The sequence below is a fragment of the Variovorax boronicumulans genome, assembly GCF_030812215.1.
In the GTDB taxonomy this organism is placed as follows: domain Bacteria; phylum Pseudomonadota; class Gammaproteobacteria; order Burkholderiales; family Burkholderiaceae_C; genus Variovorax; species Variovorax boronicumulans_C.
Map to the genome: position 1 here is coordinate 293,722 of NZ_JAUSSG010000003.1, position 17,400 is coordinate 311,121.

Consider the following 17,400-nt stretch of genomic DNA (forward strand, 5'->3'; position numbering starts at 1 on the left):
CTAGCGGGTCTCCCAGAACCCGCGGTGCGTGGCGATCATTTCCTCCGCCACCTCGGGCACCGGCCCGATCACCTCGATGTTTTTCTGCCCGCGCGCGAACACCTCGCGGCAGGGCAGGCTCAGCGTCGGGTTCTCGGGGTGGCTGCCCGTGAGCGCGAGCAGTGCCGACTCCTCCGCGCCGTAGACCACGCGGCCGATGTGGGCCCAGTAGCTCGTGCCCGCGCACATCGCGCAGGGCTCGAAGGTGGTGACCAGCGTGCATTGCCACAGGTAGTCGGCCGGCCAGTTCTGCGCGGCGTGGCGCGCGAGCGTCGCCTCGGCGTGATTGACCGTGTCGATGTTGCCCTGCTCGGCGAGGATGGTCTCGCCATCGGGTGCGACGAGCACCGCACCGAAGGGGTGGCGGCCCATCGCCATCGCGCGGCGGGCCACTTCGTCGGCGCGCCGCAGCGCGCGAATGATCTGGTCGTGGGTCATGCGCGCACTATTGGTTCTGCGAGCCGCGATGAGCCCAGCCGGTCGTGTGCTTCTCGATCACGCTGAAAAGCTCGTACATCAACATCGCCATCGCACCCACCACCATCAGGCCCGCGAAGGCCAGGCCCATCTGCATGGCCGAGCCGGCGGAGATCAGCAGGTAGCCGATGCCTTCGTTGGCGGCCGTCATCTCGCTCACCGTGGTGCCGACGAAGGCCAGCGTGATCGCCACCTTCAGCGAGCCGAAGAAGTAGGGCATGGAGCGCGGCAGGCCGATCTTCATGAGCACGTCCCAGCGCTTGGCGCCGAGCACGCGCAGCACGTCTTCGAGCTCGGGCTCGAGCGTGGCGAGGCCGGTCGCGATGTTCACCATGATCGGAAAGAAGCTGATCAAAAAGGCCGTGAGGATCGCCGGCCCCGCGCCGATGCCGAACCACACCACCAGGATCGGCACGAAGGCCGCCTTGGGCAGGGCGTTGAAGGCCGTCATGAGCGGATAGATCGCCGCATACGCGATGCGCGAGCTGCCGATGACGAAGCCCATCAGCACCCCCACCACGATCGCGAGGCCGAAGCCCGCCATCGTGACCCAGAAGGTGCGCCAGGCATGGCCCGCGATGATTTCCTTGAACTCCCAGAACTGCGTCCAGATGCGCCAGGGGCTCGGGAAGATGAAGTCCGAGACTTCGAAGCCCGCGCAGACGATCTGCCACAGCAGGATGACGGCGACCAGCAGCAGCCAGGGCGACCAGCGTTCGATTTGCTTGGTGTTCTTCATGGCGCGCCGTTCAGTGGGAAACAGCAGCAGCCGTCTGCGCCGCGCCGATGCCTGTGTTTCGGATCGCGCCGATGTGCCCGCGCAGCTCCAGCACGATGTCGGTGAACTCCTTCGTGTAGGTGAGCTCGAGCTCGCGCGGACGCGGCAGCTCGATCTCGCGCTTGACCACGAAGCGGCCCGGGCTCTTGCTCATCACGTACACCGTGTCGGCCAGGAACACCGATTCGCGCAGGTCGTGCGTCACCAGGATCACGTTGAACTGCTGCTCGGTCCAGAGGTCGCGCAGGATGCACCACAGCTCCTCGCGCGTGAAGGCATCGAGCGCGCCGAAGGGCTCGTCGAGCAGCAGCATCTTGGGCTCGTGGATGAGCGCGCGGCAGATGCTCGCGCGCTGCTGCATGCCACCCGAGAGCTGCCACGGAAACTTGTCTTCATAGCCCGCAAGGCCCACCTTCTGCAGCAGCTTGCGCGCGCGCTCCACGTATTCCTTCCGCTTGGCCTTGAAGTTCGAGCGGTAGGGCTCGACGATTTCCAGCGGCAGCAGCACGTTGTCGACCGTGGTGCGCCACGGCAGCAACGAGGGCGCCTGGAAGGCCATGCCCGAGATCTTGAGCGGCCCGGTCACGGGTGCGCCGTCGATGCGGATCTTGCCCATCGACGGCATCTTGAGCCCGGTGGTGAGCTTCATGAAGGTCGACTTGCCGCAGCCCGAAGGCCCGACGATCGCGATGAATTCGCCGCGCTTGACCTTCAGGTCGATTGCTTCGACCGCGAAGTGGTTTTCGCGCAGGAGTTCCTCGTTGTAGGCGAGCCAGACGTCCTGGAAGTCGACGAAGGGGGCGGCGGTGTCGCTCGGTGCGCCTGCCATCACTTGCGCAGGATTCCGCTGAGTTCGGCTGCCGGCGGCAGCAGGGCGGCCGTCCACACGGCATCGGGGCTCACGCGGGTCTTGGTGTTGAAGGCGTCGGACACCTGCGAGGCCATCAGCGACATGCGGCCCGCGTTGACGCCGCCAAAGCCCTCGGCGCGCGCATCGGCGCTGTTGATCACCGTGTCGATGGCCAGTTGCAGGCGGCGGGTTTCCAGCTTGCTGTCGATGATGCCGTCGCGCGCCTTCACCGATTCGATGCCCATCGCCGGGTTGGCGATGACTTCCTTGGCGCCCTTGGCGAAGGCCGAGAGGAATTTCTTCACCGCCGCCGGGTTCTCCTTGATGAGCTTGGGCGACGCAATGATCACGTTGCCGTAGAGCTTCACGCCGTAGTCGGGGTAGGGGAGGATCACCACATCCGCCGCTTTGGCGCCACGCGCCTCCAGGTTCAGCAGCGACGTGAAGGTGAAGCCGGTGATCGCGTCGATGTCGCCGCGGATCAGCATGGTCTCGCGCAGCGTCGGGTCCATGGCGGTCCAGTTGACCGCGCCGATGTTGTTGGCCTTGGCGAAGATCGGGAACGCGCGGCGGCCCGCGTCGAACACCGGCGCGCCGAGCTTCTTGCCGGCGAGGTCGGACGGCTTGGTGATGCCGCTCTTCTTGAGCGCCATGACCGAGGCCGGCGTGTTGTTGTAGACCATCATCACCGCGACCGGCTTGTTCGGGCTGTCGGGGTTGTTGGCGTGGAATTCCATCAGCGCCGCGAGGTCGGCGAAGCCCATTTCGTAGGCACCCGACGCCACGCGCGTGACCGTGCCACCCGAGCCGTTGCCCGCGTCGATGGTCACGTCCAGGCCCGCGGCCTTGAAGTAGCCCTTGGCGGCCGGGTGAAGGAACAGCGCCGCCGGTCCCTCGAAGCGCCAGTCGAGCTGGAACTTGATCGGCGTCGGGGCTTGGGCAAAGGCCGGCGTGAGGCCGAAGCTGAAGGCCGAGGCGGCGAGGAAGGTCTGGAGCAAATGGCGCTTGTTCATGCGGAATCCGTGAAGGTGAATGCTTCGGCATTCAAGCAAAAACGGTGCCCGCACGCGATTGGTGCGAACCCTTCCGCGCCGGCCAAGGCGGTGCGCGGCGGAACGCTTGCGGTGCAAAACCACGAAAAAACGCCCCGCTGCATCACCACAGCGGGGCGTTTCCGAAGGGGAAGCGGCCTGTCTTACTTCAGCGCCGTCGTCGCATTCGCCACAGCCAGCGCCGTCATGTTGACCACGCGCCGCACGGTCGACGAAGGCGTCAGCACATGCGCCGAGCCCGCGCCGCCCAGGAGAATCGGGCCGACCGTGATGCCGTTCGCGCCGGTCATCTTCAGCACGTTGTAGAGGATGTGCGCCGAGTCGAGGTTCGGGCACACCAAGAGGTTGGCTTCGCCGGTGAGCGTGGTCTCGGGCAGCGCGGTGCGGCGCACTTCTTCCGAGAGCGCGGCGTCGCCGTGCATTTCACCGTCGCACTCGATGTCGGGCGCCATCTGCGCGAACAGGTCGCGCGCCAGGCGCATCTTGCGGGCCGACCCGCGGCTCGAGGTGCCGTAGTTCGAGTGCGAGAGAAAGGCCACCTTGGGCGGCAGGCCGAAGCGGCGCACTTCCTCGGCGGCCATCAGCGCGATGCTCGCGAGCATCTCGGCGCTCGGGTCTTCATTGACGTTGGTGTCGGTGATGAACACCGTGCGCTTCTCGAGCGTGAGCGCGTTCAGCGTCGCGAAGCCCGGCGCGCCGCGCTTCAGGCCGATCAGGTTTCGGATGTGCTCCAGGTGCACGTCGAAGCGCCCGACCAGGCCGCAGATCATCGCGTCGGCATCGCCCAGGTGCAGCATCAGCGCGGCGATGGTGGTGTTGGAGCGGCGCACCATGGTCTTGGCGGCCTCGGGCGTCACGCCGCGGCGGCCCATGAGCTTGTGGAAGGCCTCCCAGTACACCCGGAAACGCGGGTCGTCCTCGGGGTTGACGATCTCGAAGTCGGTGCCTGCGCGGATGTGCAGGCCCGCCTTCTTGATGCGCGCCTCGATCACGGCGGGGCGGCCCACCAGGATCGGCTGCGCCAGGCCTTCGTCCACGGCCAGTTGCGCGGCGCGCAGCACGCGCTCGTCTTCGCCTTCGGCGTAGGCCACGCGCTTGGCGGTGGCCAGCTTGGCGGCGGTGAACACCGGGCGCATGAACATGCCGGTCTGGTAGACGAAGCGCGTGAGGTGCTGGCGGTAGGCCTCCATGTCCTCGATCGGGCGGGTGGCCACGCCCGAAGCCGCAGCCGCCTTGGCCACGGCGGGCGCGATGCGCAGGATGAGGCGCGAATCGAAGGGCTTCGGAATGATGTAGTCGGGCCCGAACGAGAGCTCCTGCCCCGCGTATGCAGTGGCCACTTCCTCGCTGATGTCGGCCTTGGTGAGGTCGGCGATCTCGCGCACGCAGGCCAGCTTCATTTCTTCCGTGATCTTGGTGGCGCCGCAATCGAGCGCGCCGCGGAAGATGTACGGGAAGCACAGCACGTTGTTGACCTGGTTCGGGTAGTCCGAACGGCCCGTGGCGATGATGCAGTCCGGCCGCACGGCCTTGGCCAGCTCGGGCCGGATCTCGGGCTCGGGGTTGGCCAGCGCCAGGATGATGGGCTGCGTGCCCATGGTCTTGACCATCTCGGCCGTCATCACGCCGGGGGCCGAGCAGCCGAGGAACACATCGGCGTCCTTCACCACGTCGGCCAGGGTGCGGGCGCCGGTGTCTTGCTGGGCGTAGCGCGATTTCGATTCGTCGAAGCCGCCCGCGCGGCCGATGTAGATGAGGCCCTTGGAGTCGCAGGCGTAGATGTTGGCGGGCTTGGCGCCCAGGCCGACCATCACGTCCAGGCACGCGATGGCGGCGGCGCCGGCGCCGGAGACGGCGATCTTCACGTCCTCGATCTTCTTGCCCACGAGCTCCAGGCCGTTGATCAGCGCCGCGGCCGAGATGATGGCCGTGCCGTGCTGGTCGTCATGGAACACGGGGATGTTCATGCGCTCGCGCAGCTTCTTCTCGATGTAGAAGCACTCGGGCGCCTTGATGTCTTCCAGGTTGATGCCGCCCAGCGTCGGCTCCAGCGCCGCGATGATCTCGACCAGCTTGTCGGGGTCGTTCTCGGCCAGCTCGATGTCGAAGACGTCGATGCCGGCGAATTTCTTGAACAGGCACCCCTTGCCTTCCATCACCGGCTTGGCGGCCAGCGGGCCGATGTTGCCCAGGCCCAGCACCGCGGTGCCGTTGGTGACCACGCCCACGAGGTTGCCGCGGGCGGTGAACTCGACCGCCAGCGACGGGTCGGCCGCAATGTCGAGACAGGGATAGGCCACGCCCGGCGAATAGGCCAGCGACAGGTCGCGCTGGTTCAACAGGGGCTTGGTGGGGGTGATCGAAATCTTGCCCTTGACGGGCGAGCGGTGGTATTCGCGCGCTGCCTCGCGAAGTGCTTCTTCTGCGGGGGAGAGGGGTGCAGCCATGAAATGTCTCCTTGTTTCTGACGGGCAACGAGGCTACCGCAAAAGCGCGGCCCTCTCCCGCTGGGGGAATGCCGAAAACGCCTGAACCCATAGCCTTCGCGTACCCGGGGCGGCCGGTTCGCTAAACTCCGAATCCGTTAACCATGGTGAATCAAGGTTAACCATAACAAGGCCGAGCCTTGCCGCGAGGGCGGCGGGCATCGTCAACCAGACACAAAGACAACGGAGGGGCAGCGCATGACACCCGGACCTTTCACCACCACCGACCCCGATGTCGTGGTCATCGGCGGCGGCCCTTCGGGCTCCACCGTGGCCGCGCTGCTGGCGGACAAGGGCCACGACGTGGTGCTGATCGAGAAGGCGCAGCATCCGCGCTTTCACATCGGCGAATCGCTGCTGCCCATGAACATGCCGCTGTTCGACCGGCTGGGCGTGCGCACCGAGGTCGAGGCCATCGGGATCAAGAAGCACGGCGCCGAGTTCGTCTCGCCGTGGCACGACCATTCGAGCCATTTCGACTTCGGCCAGGCGATGGACAAGAGCTTTCCGTACGCGGTGCACGTGCGCCGCTCGGAGTTCGACGAGTTGCTGTTCCGCCACGCCGGCAAGCGCGGCGCGCGCACCTTCGAGGGCCAGCGCGTCACCGGCGTCGACATGGACGCCGGCAAGGGCACGCCCGACAACCGCCCGCTCGTGAAGGTCAAGGCCGACGACGGCACCGAGACCAGCTGGCGCCCGCGCTTCGTGATCGACGCCAGCGGTCGCGACACGCTGCTGTCGAGCCAGTTCGACGCCAAGCAGCGCAACCGCAAGCACGCGAGCGCGGCGCTCTACGGCCACTTCGCCAATGCCGAGCGCCGGCCGGGCCGCTTCGAAGGCAACATCTCGCTCTTCTGGTTCGACCACGGCTGGTTCTGGTACATCCCGCTGAAGGACGGCACCGTGAGCGTCGGCGCCGTGGCCTCGCCCGCGTATTTCAAGCGCCGCCAGGGTGCGTCGCTCGAAGAGTTCCTGATGGAAACCATCGCGCTCGCGCCCAAGCTGGCCGCGCGCCTGAAAAACGCCACGCTGATGGAAGGCGCCACCGCCACCGGCAACTACGCCTACGACTCCAAGTTCTGTCGCGGCGACCGCTTCATGATGGTGGGCGACGCCTATGCCTTCGTCGACCCGATGTTCTCCTCGGGCGTGTACCTGGCGATGAACAGCGGCTTCGAGGCCGCGGCCGCGGCCGACCTGTGGCTCAAGGGCGAGGCGAAGGAGGCCGAGCGCGCCTTCCGCCACTACGAGAAGGTCATGAAGCGCGGGCCGAAGATGTTCTCGTGGTTCATCTACCGCATCACCTCACCGGCGATCCGGCGCCTGTTCATGGCGCCGCGCAACATCTGGCGCATGCAGGAGGCGTTGTTGTCCATCCTGGCCGGAGACCTGTTCCGCGACACGCCCATCGGCCCGCGCTTCTGGGGCTTCAAGGTGACGTACTACGCCTCGTGCATCGGCATCCTGCCGCAGGCCATCAAGACCTGGGCATGGCGCCGGCGGAACCTGAAAGAGTCGCTGGAAGCGGCTAAAACCTGATTCTTTCGGGAAACACCGCGGAACCGGCTTTGCCGGGCCGCTGGTGTTGCCCCCGGCGAGGGGGAAGGAGAAGCGACACGAAGTGCGCGAAGCCTGAGGGAGTGCGTGCCTAGTCCGGCGTGACAGTGTGCTGGGCGAGCGCTTCGAGCGCCTTGACCAGCGCCGAGTGATCCGACTGCCCGTGACCGAGCGCCGCGCAGGCGTTCATCAGTTGCGCCGCACCCGCCGTCTGCGGCAGCGCCACGCCCAGCGAACGCGCGCTCTGCAGCGCGAGGTTCAGGTCCTTCTGGTGCAGCGCGATGCGGAAGCCCGGCGCGAAGGTGCGCTTGATCATCCGCTCGCCGTGCACTTCGAGAATGCGCGAGCTCGCGAAGCCGCCCATCAGCGCCTGGCGCACCTTGGCCGGATCGGCGCCCGCCTTCGAGGCGAACAGCAGCGCTTCGCCCACCGCCGCGATGTTCAGCGCCACGATGATCTGGTTGGCCACCTTGCAGACCTGGCCGTCGCCCACGCCGCCCACCAGCGTGACGTTCTTGCCCATCTTGTCGAGCAGCGGCTTCACGCGCTCGAAGGTGCCTTCGTCGCCGCCGCACATGATCGTGAGGCTCGCGGCCTTGGCGCCGACTTCGCCGCCCGAAACCGGCGCGTCGATGTAGCCGCAACCGAGCGCGACGATGCGCTTGGCAAAGGCCTTGGTGGCGATCGGATCGATGGAGCTGCAGTCCACCACGATCTTGCCGCGCGAATCCTTCAGGCCTTCGGCCACGCCGTGCGTGCCCGGTTCGCCGAAAAGCACCTTTTCCACGTCGGGCGTGTCCGGCACCATGATGAAGATGATGTCGGCCTGGCGCGCCACTTCGGCCGCCGAGGCGCAGATCTTCGCCTTCGAGATGAAGGGCTCGGGCGTGTTGCCCTGCGTGTTCACGAAGAGCTGGTGGCCCGCATCGAGCAGGTGGCCCGCCATGGGGGCGCCCATGATGCCGAGGCCGATGAATCCGATCTTCTGGGGTGTGGTCGTCATGTCTGTCGTTTCCGATTTGAAGTTGTTGTCTCTTATTGCGTGAGCGCTTCGCGCCAGCCGAGGCCATTCACCGTGTCGCTGCGCGGCTTGTATTCGCAGCCGATCCAGCCGTCGTAGCCCAGCGCATCGATGTGCTTGAAGAGCCACGGGTAGTTGATCTCGCCCGTGCCCGGCTCGCCGCGGCCGGGGTTGTCGGCCAGCTGGATGTGGCCGATCTGCGCGAGGTGCCTGGTCAGCGTGTTGCCGAGCTCGCCTTCCATGCGTTGTGCGTGATAGATGTCGTACTGCACCTTCAGATTGGACGAACCCACCGCCTCGATCAGCGCGAGCGCCTTGTCGGTGCGGTTCAGGTAGAACCCCGGAATGTCGAAGGTGTTGATCGGCTCTATCAGCATGCGGATGCCGGCCGCCTCGAGTTCCCGCGCGGCCAGGCGCAGGTTGTCGATCACCGTGCGGTTGACCACGTTGATGTCGGCGCCTTCGGGCACCTTGCCGATCAGGCAATTGACCTGCGGGCAGCCGAGCGCGGTCGCGTAGTCGATCGCCATGCCGATGCCTTCGGCGAATTCGCCGGTGCGGTCGGGGTGGCAGGCGATGCCGCGCTCGCCCTTGTCCCAGTCGCCGGCCGGCAGGTTGTGCAGCACCTGCTGCAAGCCGTTGGCGCGCAGGGCCGCGGCGAGTTCCTTTTTCTCGAAGGGGTAGGGGAAGAGGTATTCCACTCCCTTGAAGCCCGCCTTGGCGGCGGCTTCGAAGCGTTGCATGAACGGCAGCTCGGTGAAGAGCATCGTGAGGTTGGCTGCGAACTTGGGCATGTGCGTGTCTCCTTGTTCGCTCAGTCCAGCATCTCGGCCGCCACCGCGGTGGGCGCATCGGCGGGGTGCTCGGCCAGCGGCTCGAACTCGGTGATGTTGTCGATCTCGGTGCCCATCGCGATGTTGGTCACGCGCTCCAGCATCACCTCGATGACGACCGGCACGCTGAACTCGGCCATGAGCGCCTCGGCGCGCTGGATGGCCGGTGCGATCTCTTCCTGCTTGTTCACGCGGATCGCCTTGCAGCCCAGGCCCTCGACGACCTTCAGGTGATCGACGCCGTAGCTGCTCTCGATGCCGGCGTCCGGCCCTGCGTTGATGTTGTCGAACGCGAGCTGCACGCAGTAGTCCATCTCGAAGCCGCGTTGCGCCTGGCGGATGAGGCCAAGGTACGAGTTGTTCACCACGATGTGGATGTACGGCAGCTTGAACTGCGCGCCCACGGCCAGTTCCTCGATCATGAACTGGAAGTCGTAGTCGCCTGAGAGCGCGACGATCTTGCGCGACGGGTCGGCCGCGCGCACGCCCAGCGCGGCGGGAATGGTCCAGCCCAGCGGGCCGGCCTGGCCGCAGTTGATCCAGTGGCGCGGGTTGTACACGTGCAAAAACTGCGCTGCCGCGATCTGCGAGAGCCCGATGGTGCTCACGTAGCAGGTGTCGTTGCTGAAGTTGTTGTTCATGCACTGGTACACGCGCTGCGGCTTCATCGGCACTTCGTCGAAGTTGGTCTTGCGCAGCATGGTCTTCTTGCGCTCGATGCACGACTTGGCCCATTCGCGGCGGTCGGCGAGCTTGCCGGCAGCCTTCATCTCTTCAGCCACTTCGACGAAGAGCGTGAGCGCGGCCTTGGCGTCCGAGACGATGCCGAAGTCGGGCGTGAACACGCGGCCGATCTGCGTGGGCTCGATGTCCACGTGCACGAACTTGCGGCCCTTGGTGTAGACATCGACCGAGCCCGTGTGGCGGTTGGCCCAGCGGTTGCCGATGCCCAGCACGAAGTCCGAGGCGAGCATCGTCGCGTTGCCGTAGCGGTGGCTGGTCTGCAGGCCGCACATGCCGGCCATCAGCGGATGGTCGTCGGGGATCGAACCCCAGCCCATCAGCGTCGGGATCACCGGCACGCCGGTGGCCTCGGCAAATCGCACGAGCAGGTCGGACGCATCGGCGTTGATGACGCCGCCGCCGGCCACGATCAGCGGGCGCTCGGCGGCCTGCAGCATGGCGATGGCCTTCTCGATCTGGGCGCGCGTGGCGGCCGGCTTGTAGGGGGTGAGTGGCTCGTAGCTGTCGATGTCGAACTCGATCTCGGCCATCTGCACGTCGAAGGGGAGATCGATGAGCACGGGGCCCGGACGGCCCGAGCGCATCAGGTGGAAGGCCTGCTGAAAGACCTGCGGCACCTGGCCGGGCTCGCGCACGGTGACCGACCACTTGGTGACGGGCTTGGAGATCGATTCGATGTCCACCGCCTGGAAATCTTCCTTGTAGAGCCGCGCGCGCGGCGCCTGGCCGGTGATGCAAAGGATCGGGATCGAATCGGCCCAGGCCGAGTACAGGCCCGTGATCATGTCGGTGCCCGCCGGGCCCGAGGTGCCGATGCACACGCCGATGTTGCCGGCCACCGCACGCGTGTAGCCCTCTGCCATGTGCGAGGCGCCCTCGACGTGGCGCGCGAGGATGTGCGAGATGCTGCCGCGCTGGCGCAGCGCCGAATACATCGGGTTGATGGCCGCGCCGGGCACGCCGAAGGCCTGCGTCACGCCTTCCTTTTCCATCACAAGCACAGCGGCTTGTACTGCTTTCATTTTTGCCATGGGACTGTCTCCGTTAAGTGACGTCCACTGTAGGAAGCGGGGGGCATTCGAAGAAGACGGCTGGGGACCATAAAACCTATTCCGTGGCGGAATAACTGGCTACGATGCGCCAATGGACAGATTGTTGGCAATGGAGATGTTCGTGCGCGTGGTCGAGACCGGCAGCTTCTCGAAAGCAGCGCGCGAATTCAACACCACGCAACCCACCGTGACCAAGCAGATCGCGGCAACGGAAACGCGGCTGAAGGTTCGGCTGCTCAACCGCAACACGCGGGGCGTGAGCCTTACCGAGCCGGGCGCGCTCTACTACGAGAAGTGCAAGACCATCGTGCGCGATGCCGAGGAGGCCGACAGCATCGTGCAATTGCGGCAGAACCAGGCGCAGGGCCTGCTGCGCGTGGGCACTTCGGTGGCGTTCGGGCGGCGCGTGGTGGTGCCGCTGGCGCTCGAATACATGCGCCGGCATCCGCAGGTGCAGCTCGACCTGAGCTTCGAGGACCGCTACGTCGATCTCATCGCGCAGGGCATCGACGTGGCGATCCGCATGGGCAAGCTGGCCGATTCGTCGCTGGGCGCGCGCTACCTCGGCGCGAACCCATGGGTCATGGTGGCGGCGCCGGGCTACCTGAAGAAGCACGGCACGCCAAGGCGCGCGCAGGACCTGGGCGCGCACGTGGCGCTCATCTACAGCAGCGTGGTGGGCGACGAGTTCTGGCGCATGCACACGCCCAAGGGCGAACCGGTGACGGTGCCGGTCTCGGGGCGCTTTCGCTCGAACAACCTCTCGGCCGTGCTGGCGGCCGCGCGCGACGGGCTGGGCATTGCGCTCATGCCGCGCTACGTGGCGAGCGAATCGATGGCGGCGGGCAAGGTGGTCGCGGTGCTCGGCGACCATGCGCTGCCCGAGCAGGAAATCCACGCCGTCTTTCCCTCGCCCAAGCTGGTGCCGGGCAAGGTGTCGGGCTTCGTGGCGTTCCTGCAGGGGCGGTTCGACGAAGGCTGGTGGGCGGCCTGAACTTCTTTCCTTCTTCTCTTCAGGCTGGCACGAAGGCACCGTGCAGGCCCAGCGGCAGCGCGTAAGGCAGCGTGGCCTGCGCTACCGGTCCGGCCGCCAGGTGGTCGGCCGCGAAGCACGACAGTACCGTCTTCTGCCGGCCGAAGTCGAATGCCGTGCCCAGCACCCAGCCCGGCTTCGGGCCCTCCGGCACGAAGACATGCTCTTCCACGATGGCCTCTGCGCCGTAGCTGAAGCGCTGGCTGCGGCCGCTTTCGACATCGGTGCGCGCGACGGCGCCGAAGCCCGGCATGCCGGGGCGCATCTGTGTCGCGTGAACCACCTGGCGGTGGCGCAGGCCGACGCGACGCGGATCGATGCGCGGAAACTCCGCCTCCAGCGGCAATGCCTTCTGCGTGGCCTCGCCCGTGCCGAGGTTCAGCGAGGCGACGGTCAGGTGCGGGCGGGTGCTTCTTGCAACGCGTGCGCGCATCAGTTCGCGGTTGGTCGTGAACACCGAATCGGCGTTGTCCGAACGCACGTAGTCGATGTGGACCTGCGTGCCGCGCGGCGTGTCTTCTTCCCAGGCGTTGCCCACATGGAACAGGAAGCCGGCTGGCAGCGTCAGCATCTGGCGCTTGTCCCAGTCCTGCTTGTCGATCACCAGCGCGCGCATGCCGAGTTCGGGCCGCCAGACATGCGCATCCAGAAAGCTCGCGCCGGCTTCCTTGCGCTTGCCGTCGTAGACCAGCGGCGGCATCAGGAACACCAGGTGCCGCTCGGTCACGGCGAAGTCGTGGACCATCGCGATGTCGGGCACCGACACCGCGGCTGCGCGCCGCAACGCGCCGTCGGCGCCGATCTCGTACAGCGCCATCAGGCCCTGCCTGTTGCTGATGCCGAAGTTCCAGACCGTGCCGTCCGGGTCCACCTTGGGGTGGGCCGAGAAGGGCATTCCCGCGAGGTCGGGGCGCCAGGTCTTCACGCCCAGCGTGTCCAGCGTGCGCGCGTCGATGCGGGTGGCCGAGCCGCCTTCCCACAGCGCCAGCACCTCGCCCTGCAGCGGCAGCACGCTGGTGTTGGCGACGTTGATGCTGTCGGCCGAGGTCGGCGATTCGACGCCCGGCGGCACGGTGCCGAAGGCCTCGAACAGGCGGCGTCCGGCCTTCACTTCGGCCACGCGCTTGGGGGTGGCGACATAGCGGCCCTGGTGGCGCACGTCGGCGCCGTCGATCACGAAGCGATGCACCATGCCGTCGCCGTCGAACCAGTGGTGGTAGCGCTCGCCGCCCAGGTCGTGGCCTGCCGGACCGATGCGGAACAGCGTGCCGGCGACGGCGTCGGGGAAGCGCCCGCGCACTGTGGCGCGGGTCAGCGGAAGGTCGTTCGGCGGTGTGGCGAAGCCGGTCTTCCAGGGCGCGTCGGCGGCCTCGAAGTCGGCCTGCCAGTCGTCCTTGCCGGCAGCGCGCGCCAGGGGCGCAAGAAGGGAGAGCGCGCCGGCCGAAGCCAGCAGTCGCATGAGTTCGCGTCTTTGCATGGCGGCCTCAGCGCAGGTGGATGACGGTTTGCAGGTCGGCATCGACGCCGATCGCGGCGGCGTCGAACTCGGGCGGGCCGAGATTGCCCTTGGCATCGTTCGAGAAGCCGTAGCGTTCGGTCGGCATGCCGAAGAGGTTGGTGTCCAGCTTGCCGTTGCCGTTCTCGTCCGCGAACACACGCACCGCATAGCGCCCCGATGCCAGCCCGGGGAACACGAGCTGTGCCGTGCCGGCGCGCATCGGCACCATTTGCGAGGCCAGCGCGGTGCCAGCGAAGCCGGCGGCGCTGCCGTAGAGCGCGACGTACAGCGTGGCGTCGGCGGCGGGGCCGTCGGCCACGCTCAGGCGCAGGTCGGCGGCGAGTGCGCCCAGCGGCGCGAGGAGGGCGGCGGCGCATATCGCGCGCACGGCCGGGCGGGAAGGGAGAGCGAAAGGACGCATGGCAGGCCTCGTTGCAGTGAAGAGGCCCCGACGATCCCGCAGGCGCCGGGCGGTGCCCAGCGGCATGCGACGAAATGCGGAAATGCGTGCGCGAAATGCACCAAGTGCGCGTGGCCGGCGCGAGAAGCGCCGCACCCTGCCGGGTTCAGCCCTTCTTGCGGCTCTCGGGCAGGGCGGCCGGGTCGGCGGCTTCCGGCGTCTGCGGCGGCTCGATCGTCTGGTGGCCGTTGCCCACGTGGCCCGAGTCCGCGAACAGGCTCCACGCCGCCATGAACAGCGCCGCGATCACCGGCCCGATCACGAAGCCGTTGATGCCGAAGATCGCCATGCCGCCGATGGTGGACATCAGCACGATGTAGTCGGGCATCTGCGTGTCCTTGCCCACCAGCACGGGGCGCAGGATGTTGTCGACCAGGCCGATCACGAACACGCCCACGAAGATCAGCACGCCACCCTGCCAGAAGTGCCCGGTGGCCAGGAAGTAGATGGCCACCGGCCCCCAGATGAGCGCCGCACCCACCGCGGGCAGGAGCGACAGGAAGGCCATCAGCACCGCCCACAGCAGCGCGCCCTGCACGCCGAGGAACCAGAACGCCAGGCCGCCGATGGTGCCCTGCGCGATGGCCACCGCCACGTTGCCCTTCACGGTGGCGCGGATCACGGTGGTGAACTTGTTCAGCAGGTAGTGCGTGTGCGGCTTGGCGAGCGGCACGGCGTCGCGCATGGTCTTGGAGAGCGTCGCGCCGTCGCGCACCAGGAAGTACAAGAGGTACAGCATCACGAAGAAGCTGACCACGAAATCGAAGGTGTTCTGCCCGATGGTGAGCGCCTGGCCCGCGATGAGCTGGCTGCCCTGCGCCGCGCCGGCCGAGATGCGCGCCTGCCAGGCGGCGGCGTCGCCGAGGTTGAAGCGCTCCACCAGGTTCAGGAGCCACTGCGGCGTGGCCGCGAGGATCTGCTGGAAGTACTGCGCGAAGTTGATCTGCCCCGAGCGGATGTTCTGCGTGACCAGCGCGATCTCCTGCACCAGCGACACGCCGACCATGGCCAGCGGGAGGATCACGATGAAGAGGCAGATGGCCAGCGTAGAGAGCGCTGCAGCGTTGCGCTTGCCCGGCATTTTCTTCAGCAGCCACTTGTAGAGCGGCGTGAACAGGATCGCCAGTGCCACGCCCCACAGCACCGCGCCGAAGAACGGCAGCAGCACCCAGACGAAGGCGACGGTGACGGCGGCGAGCAGGGCGAGGAACACGCCGCGCTGGAGTTGGGGTGAGTTCATAAGTGTCTCGGACTGTAGCCGAGCACGAAGGCGCCATCCTGTCAGCGGGCACGCCCTTGTGCGGGGCGGCGGAGGGGAGGGGGCGAATTCGCCTGTAGCTGCTGCCAGACGGTCGCCGCGTGCTATCTCATCGATAGCGCGCTGCGGTACTAATGCACAGCGTCGGCGTCAACGTTTGGCGCGCGGCAGGGCGATCGGTGCCAGCGTGGCACGCAAGCGGCTCGGCGCATCGGGCTCGGCTGTGGCTTCGACTTCGAGCGCGCGCTCGACATTGCCGATGTGCTCCAGCATCAGGCGGCGCGCCTTGTCGGTATCGCCCTCCTCGAGCGCCGCGACGATGGCGCCGTGCTCGGCGCACGACTGCCCGGCCTCGTGCTTGGACTGGTAGAGCGTGGCAGCCAGCGTGGTGCGCGCCGTGAGGTCGCGCAGCACGTCGACCAGCAACTGATGCCCCATCTGCTCGGCGAGGCAGACATGGAAGTCGGCGAGCAGGAAGGCCCGCGTGGCGGCATCGGCGCCCTCGATGGCGCGCTGCTCGTCGGCGATATGGTCGCGCAGCTTGCGGATCACCTTGCCGAGTGGCCGGCCCTCGCTCGCGGCCAGGATGCCGGCCTCGACGATGCGGCGGGCCGAGAAGGCATCGCGCGCTTCCTCGGCCGAAGGCTCCACCACGTACCAGCCGCGGCGCGACTGCACCTCGACGAAGCCGCGCGCCTGCAACTGCATGAGTGCCTCGCGCACCATGGTGCGGCTCACCGCAAAGTTCTCGGCCAGGGCTTGCTCGCCCAGCCGCTCGCCCGGCGCGAGCTTCTGCGCGAGGATCGCCTCGACGACGCGCTCGGCGATGGCGGTGGGGCTGACGTCGGTGGCCATTTGTTTTTCAGTGGGCGGAGGAAGCTGCAGTGCCGGTGTTTACCACGGGCGCCGCGGGCGTCTCGGCCAGCGGCTCGTCGTCGGGCGAGTAGGTGCCGTCGAGCACCGCATGTGCGCGGTCGCGGTCGATGTCCCCTTCCCACGCCGCGATCGCCACCGTGGCCACGCAGTTGCCGATCAGGTTGCCCAGCGCGCGGGCGATGCCCATGAACCAGTCCACCGACAGCACCAGCACGAGGCCGATGGCCGGGATCGCCGGAATCGCATGCAGCGTCGCTGCCAGCACCACGATGGCCGAACCCGGCACGCCGTGCGCGCCCTTGGAGGTGACCAGCGCGATCGCAAGAATCGTGAGCAGGTCCGCCATCGAGATAGGCGTGTTGGTGGCCTGCGCGATGAACACCGCTGCGAGGGTGATGTAGATCGAGAAGGCGTCGAGGTTGAATGAGTAGCCCGTCGGAATCACCAGGCCCACCGTCGAGTCGCGAATGCCCATGCGGCGCAGCTTGGCCATGATCTGCGGCAGCACGCTGTCCGACGAGGTGGTGGCGAACACGATGGCGAGCTCTTCGCGCAGGTACCGCAGCAGCTTCCAGAGGCTGAAGCCCGACATGCGCATCACCAGCCCCAGCACCACGAACACGAAGACCAGCACCGCGCCGTAGAAGAGGGCGACCAGCATGCCCAGCTGCTTGAGCGAGCCGATGCCGTACTGCCCCACCGTGAACGCGATGGCGCCCAGCACGCCCAGCGGCGCCAGCTTGATGATGATTCCCATGATCTTGAAGAGCACCAGAGAGAGCGCATCCACCACCACCGCCACCGGCTTGCCGCGATCGCCCAGGAGCGACAGCGCGCAGCCGAACAGCACCGCGAACAGCAGCACCTGCAGCACGTCGCCCGTGGCGAAGGCGTTGACCACCGTGGTGGGAATCAGCTTCATCAGGAACTCGACCGTGCCGCCGCTGGTGAGCTTGTCGGCGTTCGATGCATAGGCGCTCATCGCGGCCGGGTCGAGCTTGGCCGGGTCCACGTTCATGCCCACGCCCGGCTGGAACACGAAGGCCAGCACCAGGCCCATGGCGAGGGCGATGGTGGTGAGCACCTCGAAGTAGATGAGCGCCTTGACGCCCACGCGCCCCACGCGCTTCAGGTCGCCCGCACCCGCGATGCCGTGCACGACGACGCAGAACACCAGCACCGGGATGATCATCTTGATCAGCTTGATGAAGCCGTCACCCAGCGGCTTGAGCTTGACGGCGTACTCGGGCCAGAAGAGGCCGGCGAGCACGCCCAGCACCAGCGCGATGACCACCTGACCGAAGAGCGATTTGGCGAAGCGAGGCATGGGAGTCTCCTGTCTTTATGTCTTGTCGAGGGTTGCATGCAAGCGTCGCTTTTTCTTGC

Annotated in this window: 15 protein-coding genes; 2 read left to right on the top strand and 13 right to left on the bottom strand. The window is 67.1% G+C overall.

Going from position 1 to position 17,400, the window contains the following annotated elements:
* The 5 genes from J2W23_RS10715 to J2W23_RS10735 form a co-directional block, all read right to left on the bottom strand.
* Complete coding sequence (locus J2W23_RS10715; protein ID WP_307648691.1) at positions 1 to 477, bottom strand: nucleoside deaminase; 477 nt, start codon at positions 475 to 477, stop codon at positions 1 to 3.
* A 7-nt stretch (positions 478 to 484) separates the two neighbouring features.
* Positions 485 to 1,255, bottom strand: a complete 771-nt coding sequence (locus J2W23_RS10720; protein ID WP_176659599.1) for an ABC transporter permease — start codon at positions 1,253 to 1,255, stop codon at positions 485 to 487.
* A gap of 10 nt (positions 1,256 to 1,265) precedes the next feature.
* Positions 1,266 to 2,123 (bottom strand): ABC transporter ATP-binding protein, encoded by an 858-nt coding sequence (locus J2W23_RS10725; protein ID WP_307648692.1) that lies wholly within the window; start codon positions 2,121 to 2,123, stop codon positions 1,266 to 1,268.
* Entirely contained in the window at positions 2,123 to 3,157 is a 1,035-nt protein-coding gene (locus J2W23_RS10730; RefSeq protein WP_307648693.1) for an ABC transporter substrate-binding protein, read from the bottom strand. The genes J2W23_RS10725 and J2W23_RS10730 overlap by 1 nt, the downstream gene beginning before the upstream one ends.
* A gap of 182 nt (positions 3,158 to 3,339) precedes the next feature.
* The gene (locus J2W23_RS10735; protein ID WP_307648694.1) at positions 3,340 to 5,643 is read right to left on the bottom strand and encodes an NADP-dependent malic enzyme; all 2,304 of its coding nucleotides are present in this window, start codon (positions 5,641 to 5,643) and stop codon (positions 3,340 to 3,342) included.
* A gap of 237 nt (positions 5,644 to 5,880) precedes the next feature.
* On the opposite strand from J2W23_RS10735, the gene J2W23_RS10740 reads away from it, so the two are divergent.
* Positions 5,881 to 7,221, top strand: a complete 1,341-nt coding sequence (locus J2W23_RS10740; protein ID WP_176659603.1) for an NAD(P)/FAD-dependent oxidoreductase — start codon at positions 5,881 to 5,883, stop codon at positions 7,219 to 7,221.
* Between the two features lie 109 nt (positions 7,222 to 7,330).
* Here J2W23_RS10740 and J2W23_RS10745 read toward each other — a convergent pair whose 3' ends face one another.
* The 3 genes from J2W23_RS10745 to gcl are packed head-to-tail and all read right to left on the bottom strand — an operon-like array spanning position 7,331 to position 10,868.
* Positions 7,331 to 8,242, bottom strand: a complete 912-nt coding sequence (locus J2W23_RS10745) for a 2-hydroxy-3-oxopropionate reductase (RefSeq protein ID WP_307648695.1) — start codon at positions 8,240 to 8,242, stop codon at positions 7,331 to 7,333.
* Positions 8,243 to 8,274: 32 nt separating this feature from the next.
* Positions 8,275 to 9,054: a hydroxypyruvate isomerase gene (hyi, locus tag J2W23_RS10750; RefSeq protein ID WP_307648696.1), complete on the bottom strand. Its 780-nt coding sequence runs from the start codon at positions 9,052 to 9,054 to the stop codon at positions 8,275 to 8,277.
* A gap of 20 nt (positions 9,055 to 9,074) precedes the next feature.
* A complete protein-coding gene (gene gcl, locus J2W23_RS10755) occupies positions 9,075 to 10,868 on the bottom strand; it encodes a glyoxylate carboligase (RefSeq protein ID WP_307648697.1) in 1,794 nt (597 codons plus the stop codon).
* 112 nt (positions 10,869 to 10,980) lie between these two features.
* Between gcl and J2W23_RS10760 the strand changes: the two genes are divergently transcribed.
* Entirely contained in the window at positions 10,981 to 11,883 is a 903-nt protein-coding gene (locus tag J2W23_RS10760; RefSeq protein WP_307648698.1) for a LysR family transcriptional regulator, read from the top strand.
* A gap of 19 nt (positions 11,884 to 11,902) precedes the next feature.
* Here the strand turns inward: J2W23_RS10760 and J2W23_RS10765 are convergent, their stop codons facing one another.
* The 5 genes from J2W23_RS10765 to J2W23_RS10785 form a co-directional block, all read right to left on the bottom strand.
* Positions 11,903 to 13,399 (bottom strand): carotenoid oxygenase family protein, encoded by a 1,497-nt coding sequence (locus J2W23_RS10765; protein WP_307648699.1) that lies wholly within the window; start codon positions 13,397 to 13,399, stop codon positions 11,903 to 11,905.
* 7 nt (positions 13,400 to 13,406) lie between these two features.
* Positions 13,407 to 13,841, bottom strand: coding sequence for a DUF2141 domain-containing protein (locus J2W23_RS10770; protein ID WP_307648700.1), 435 nt, complete (start codon positions 13,839 to 13,841; stop codon positions 13,407 to 13,409).
* A gap of 145 nt (positions 13,842 to 13,986) precedes the next feature.
* Positions 13,987 to 15,120 carry an AI-2E family transporter gene (locus tag J2W23_RS10775; protein ID WP_307648701.1) on the bottom strand — a complete coding sequence of 378 codons (1,134 nt, stop codon included), beginning with the start codon at positions 15,118 to 15,120 and terminating at the stop codon, positions 13,987 to 13,989.
* Between the two features lie 168 nt (positions 15,121 to 15,288).
* Complete coding sequence (locus J2W23_RS10780; protein ID WP_176659611.1) at positions 15,289 to 15,993, bottom strand: GntR family transcriptional regulator; 705 nt, start codon at positions 15,991 to 15,993, stop codon at positions 15,289 to 15,291.
* 7 nt (positions 15,994 to 16,000) lie between these two features.
* Positions 16,001 to 17,341 (bottom strand): C4-dicarboxylate transporter DctA, encoded by a 1,341-nt coding sequence (locus J2W23_RS10785; RefSeq protein ID WP_307648702.1) that lies wholly within the window; start codon positions 17,339 to 17,341, stop codon positions 16,001 to 16,003.
* Positions 17,342 to 17,400 lie beyond the last annotated feature (59 nt).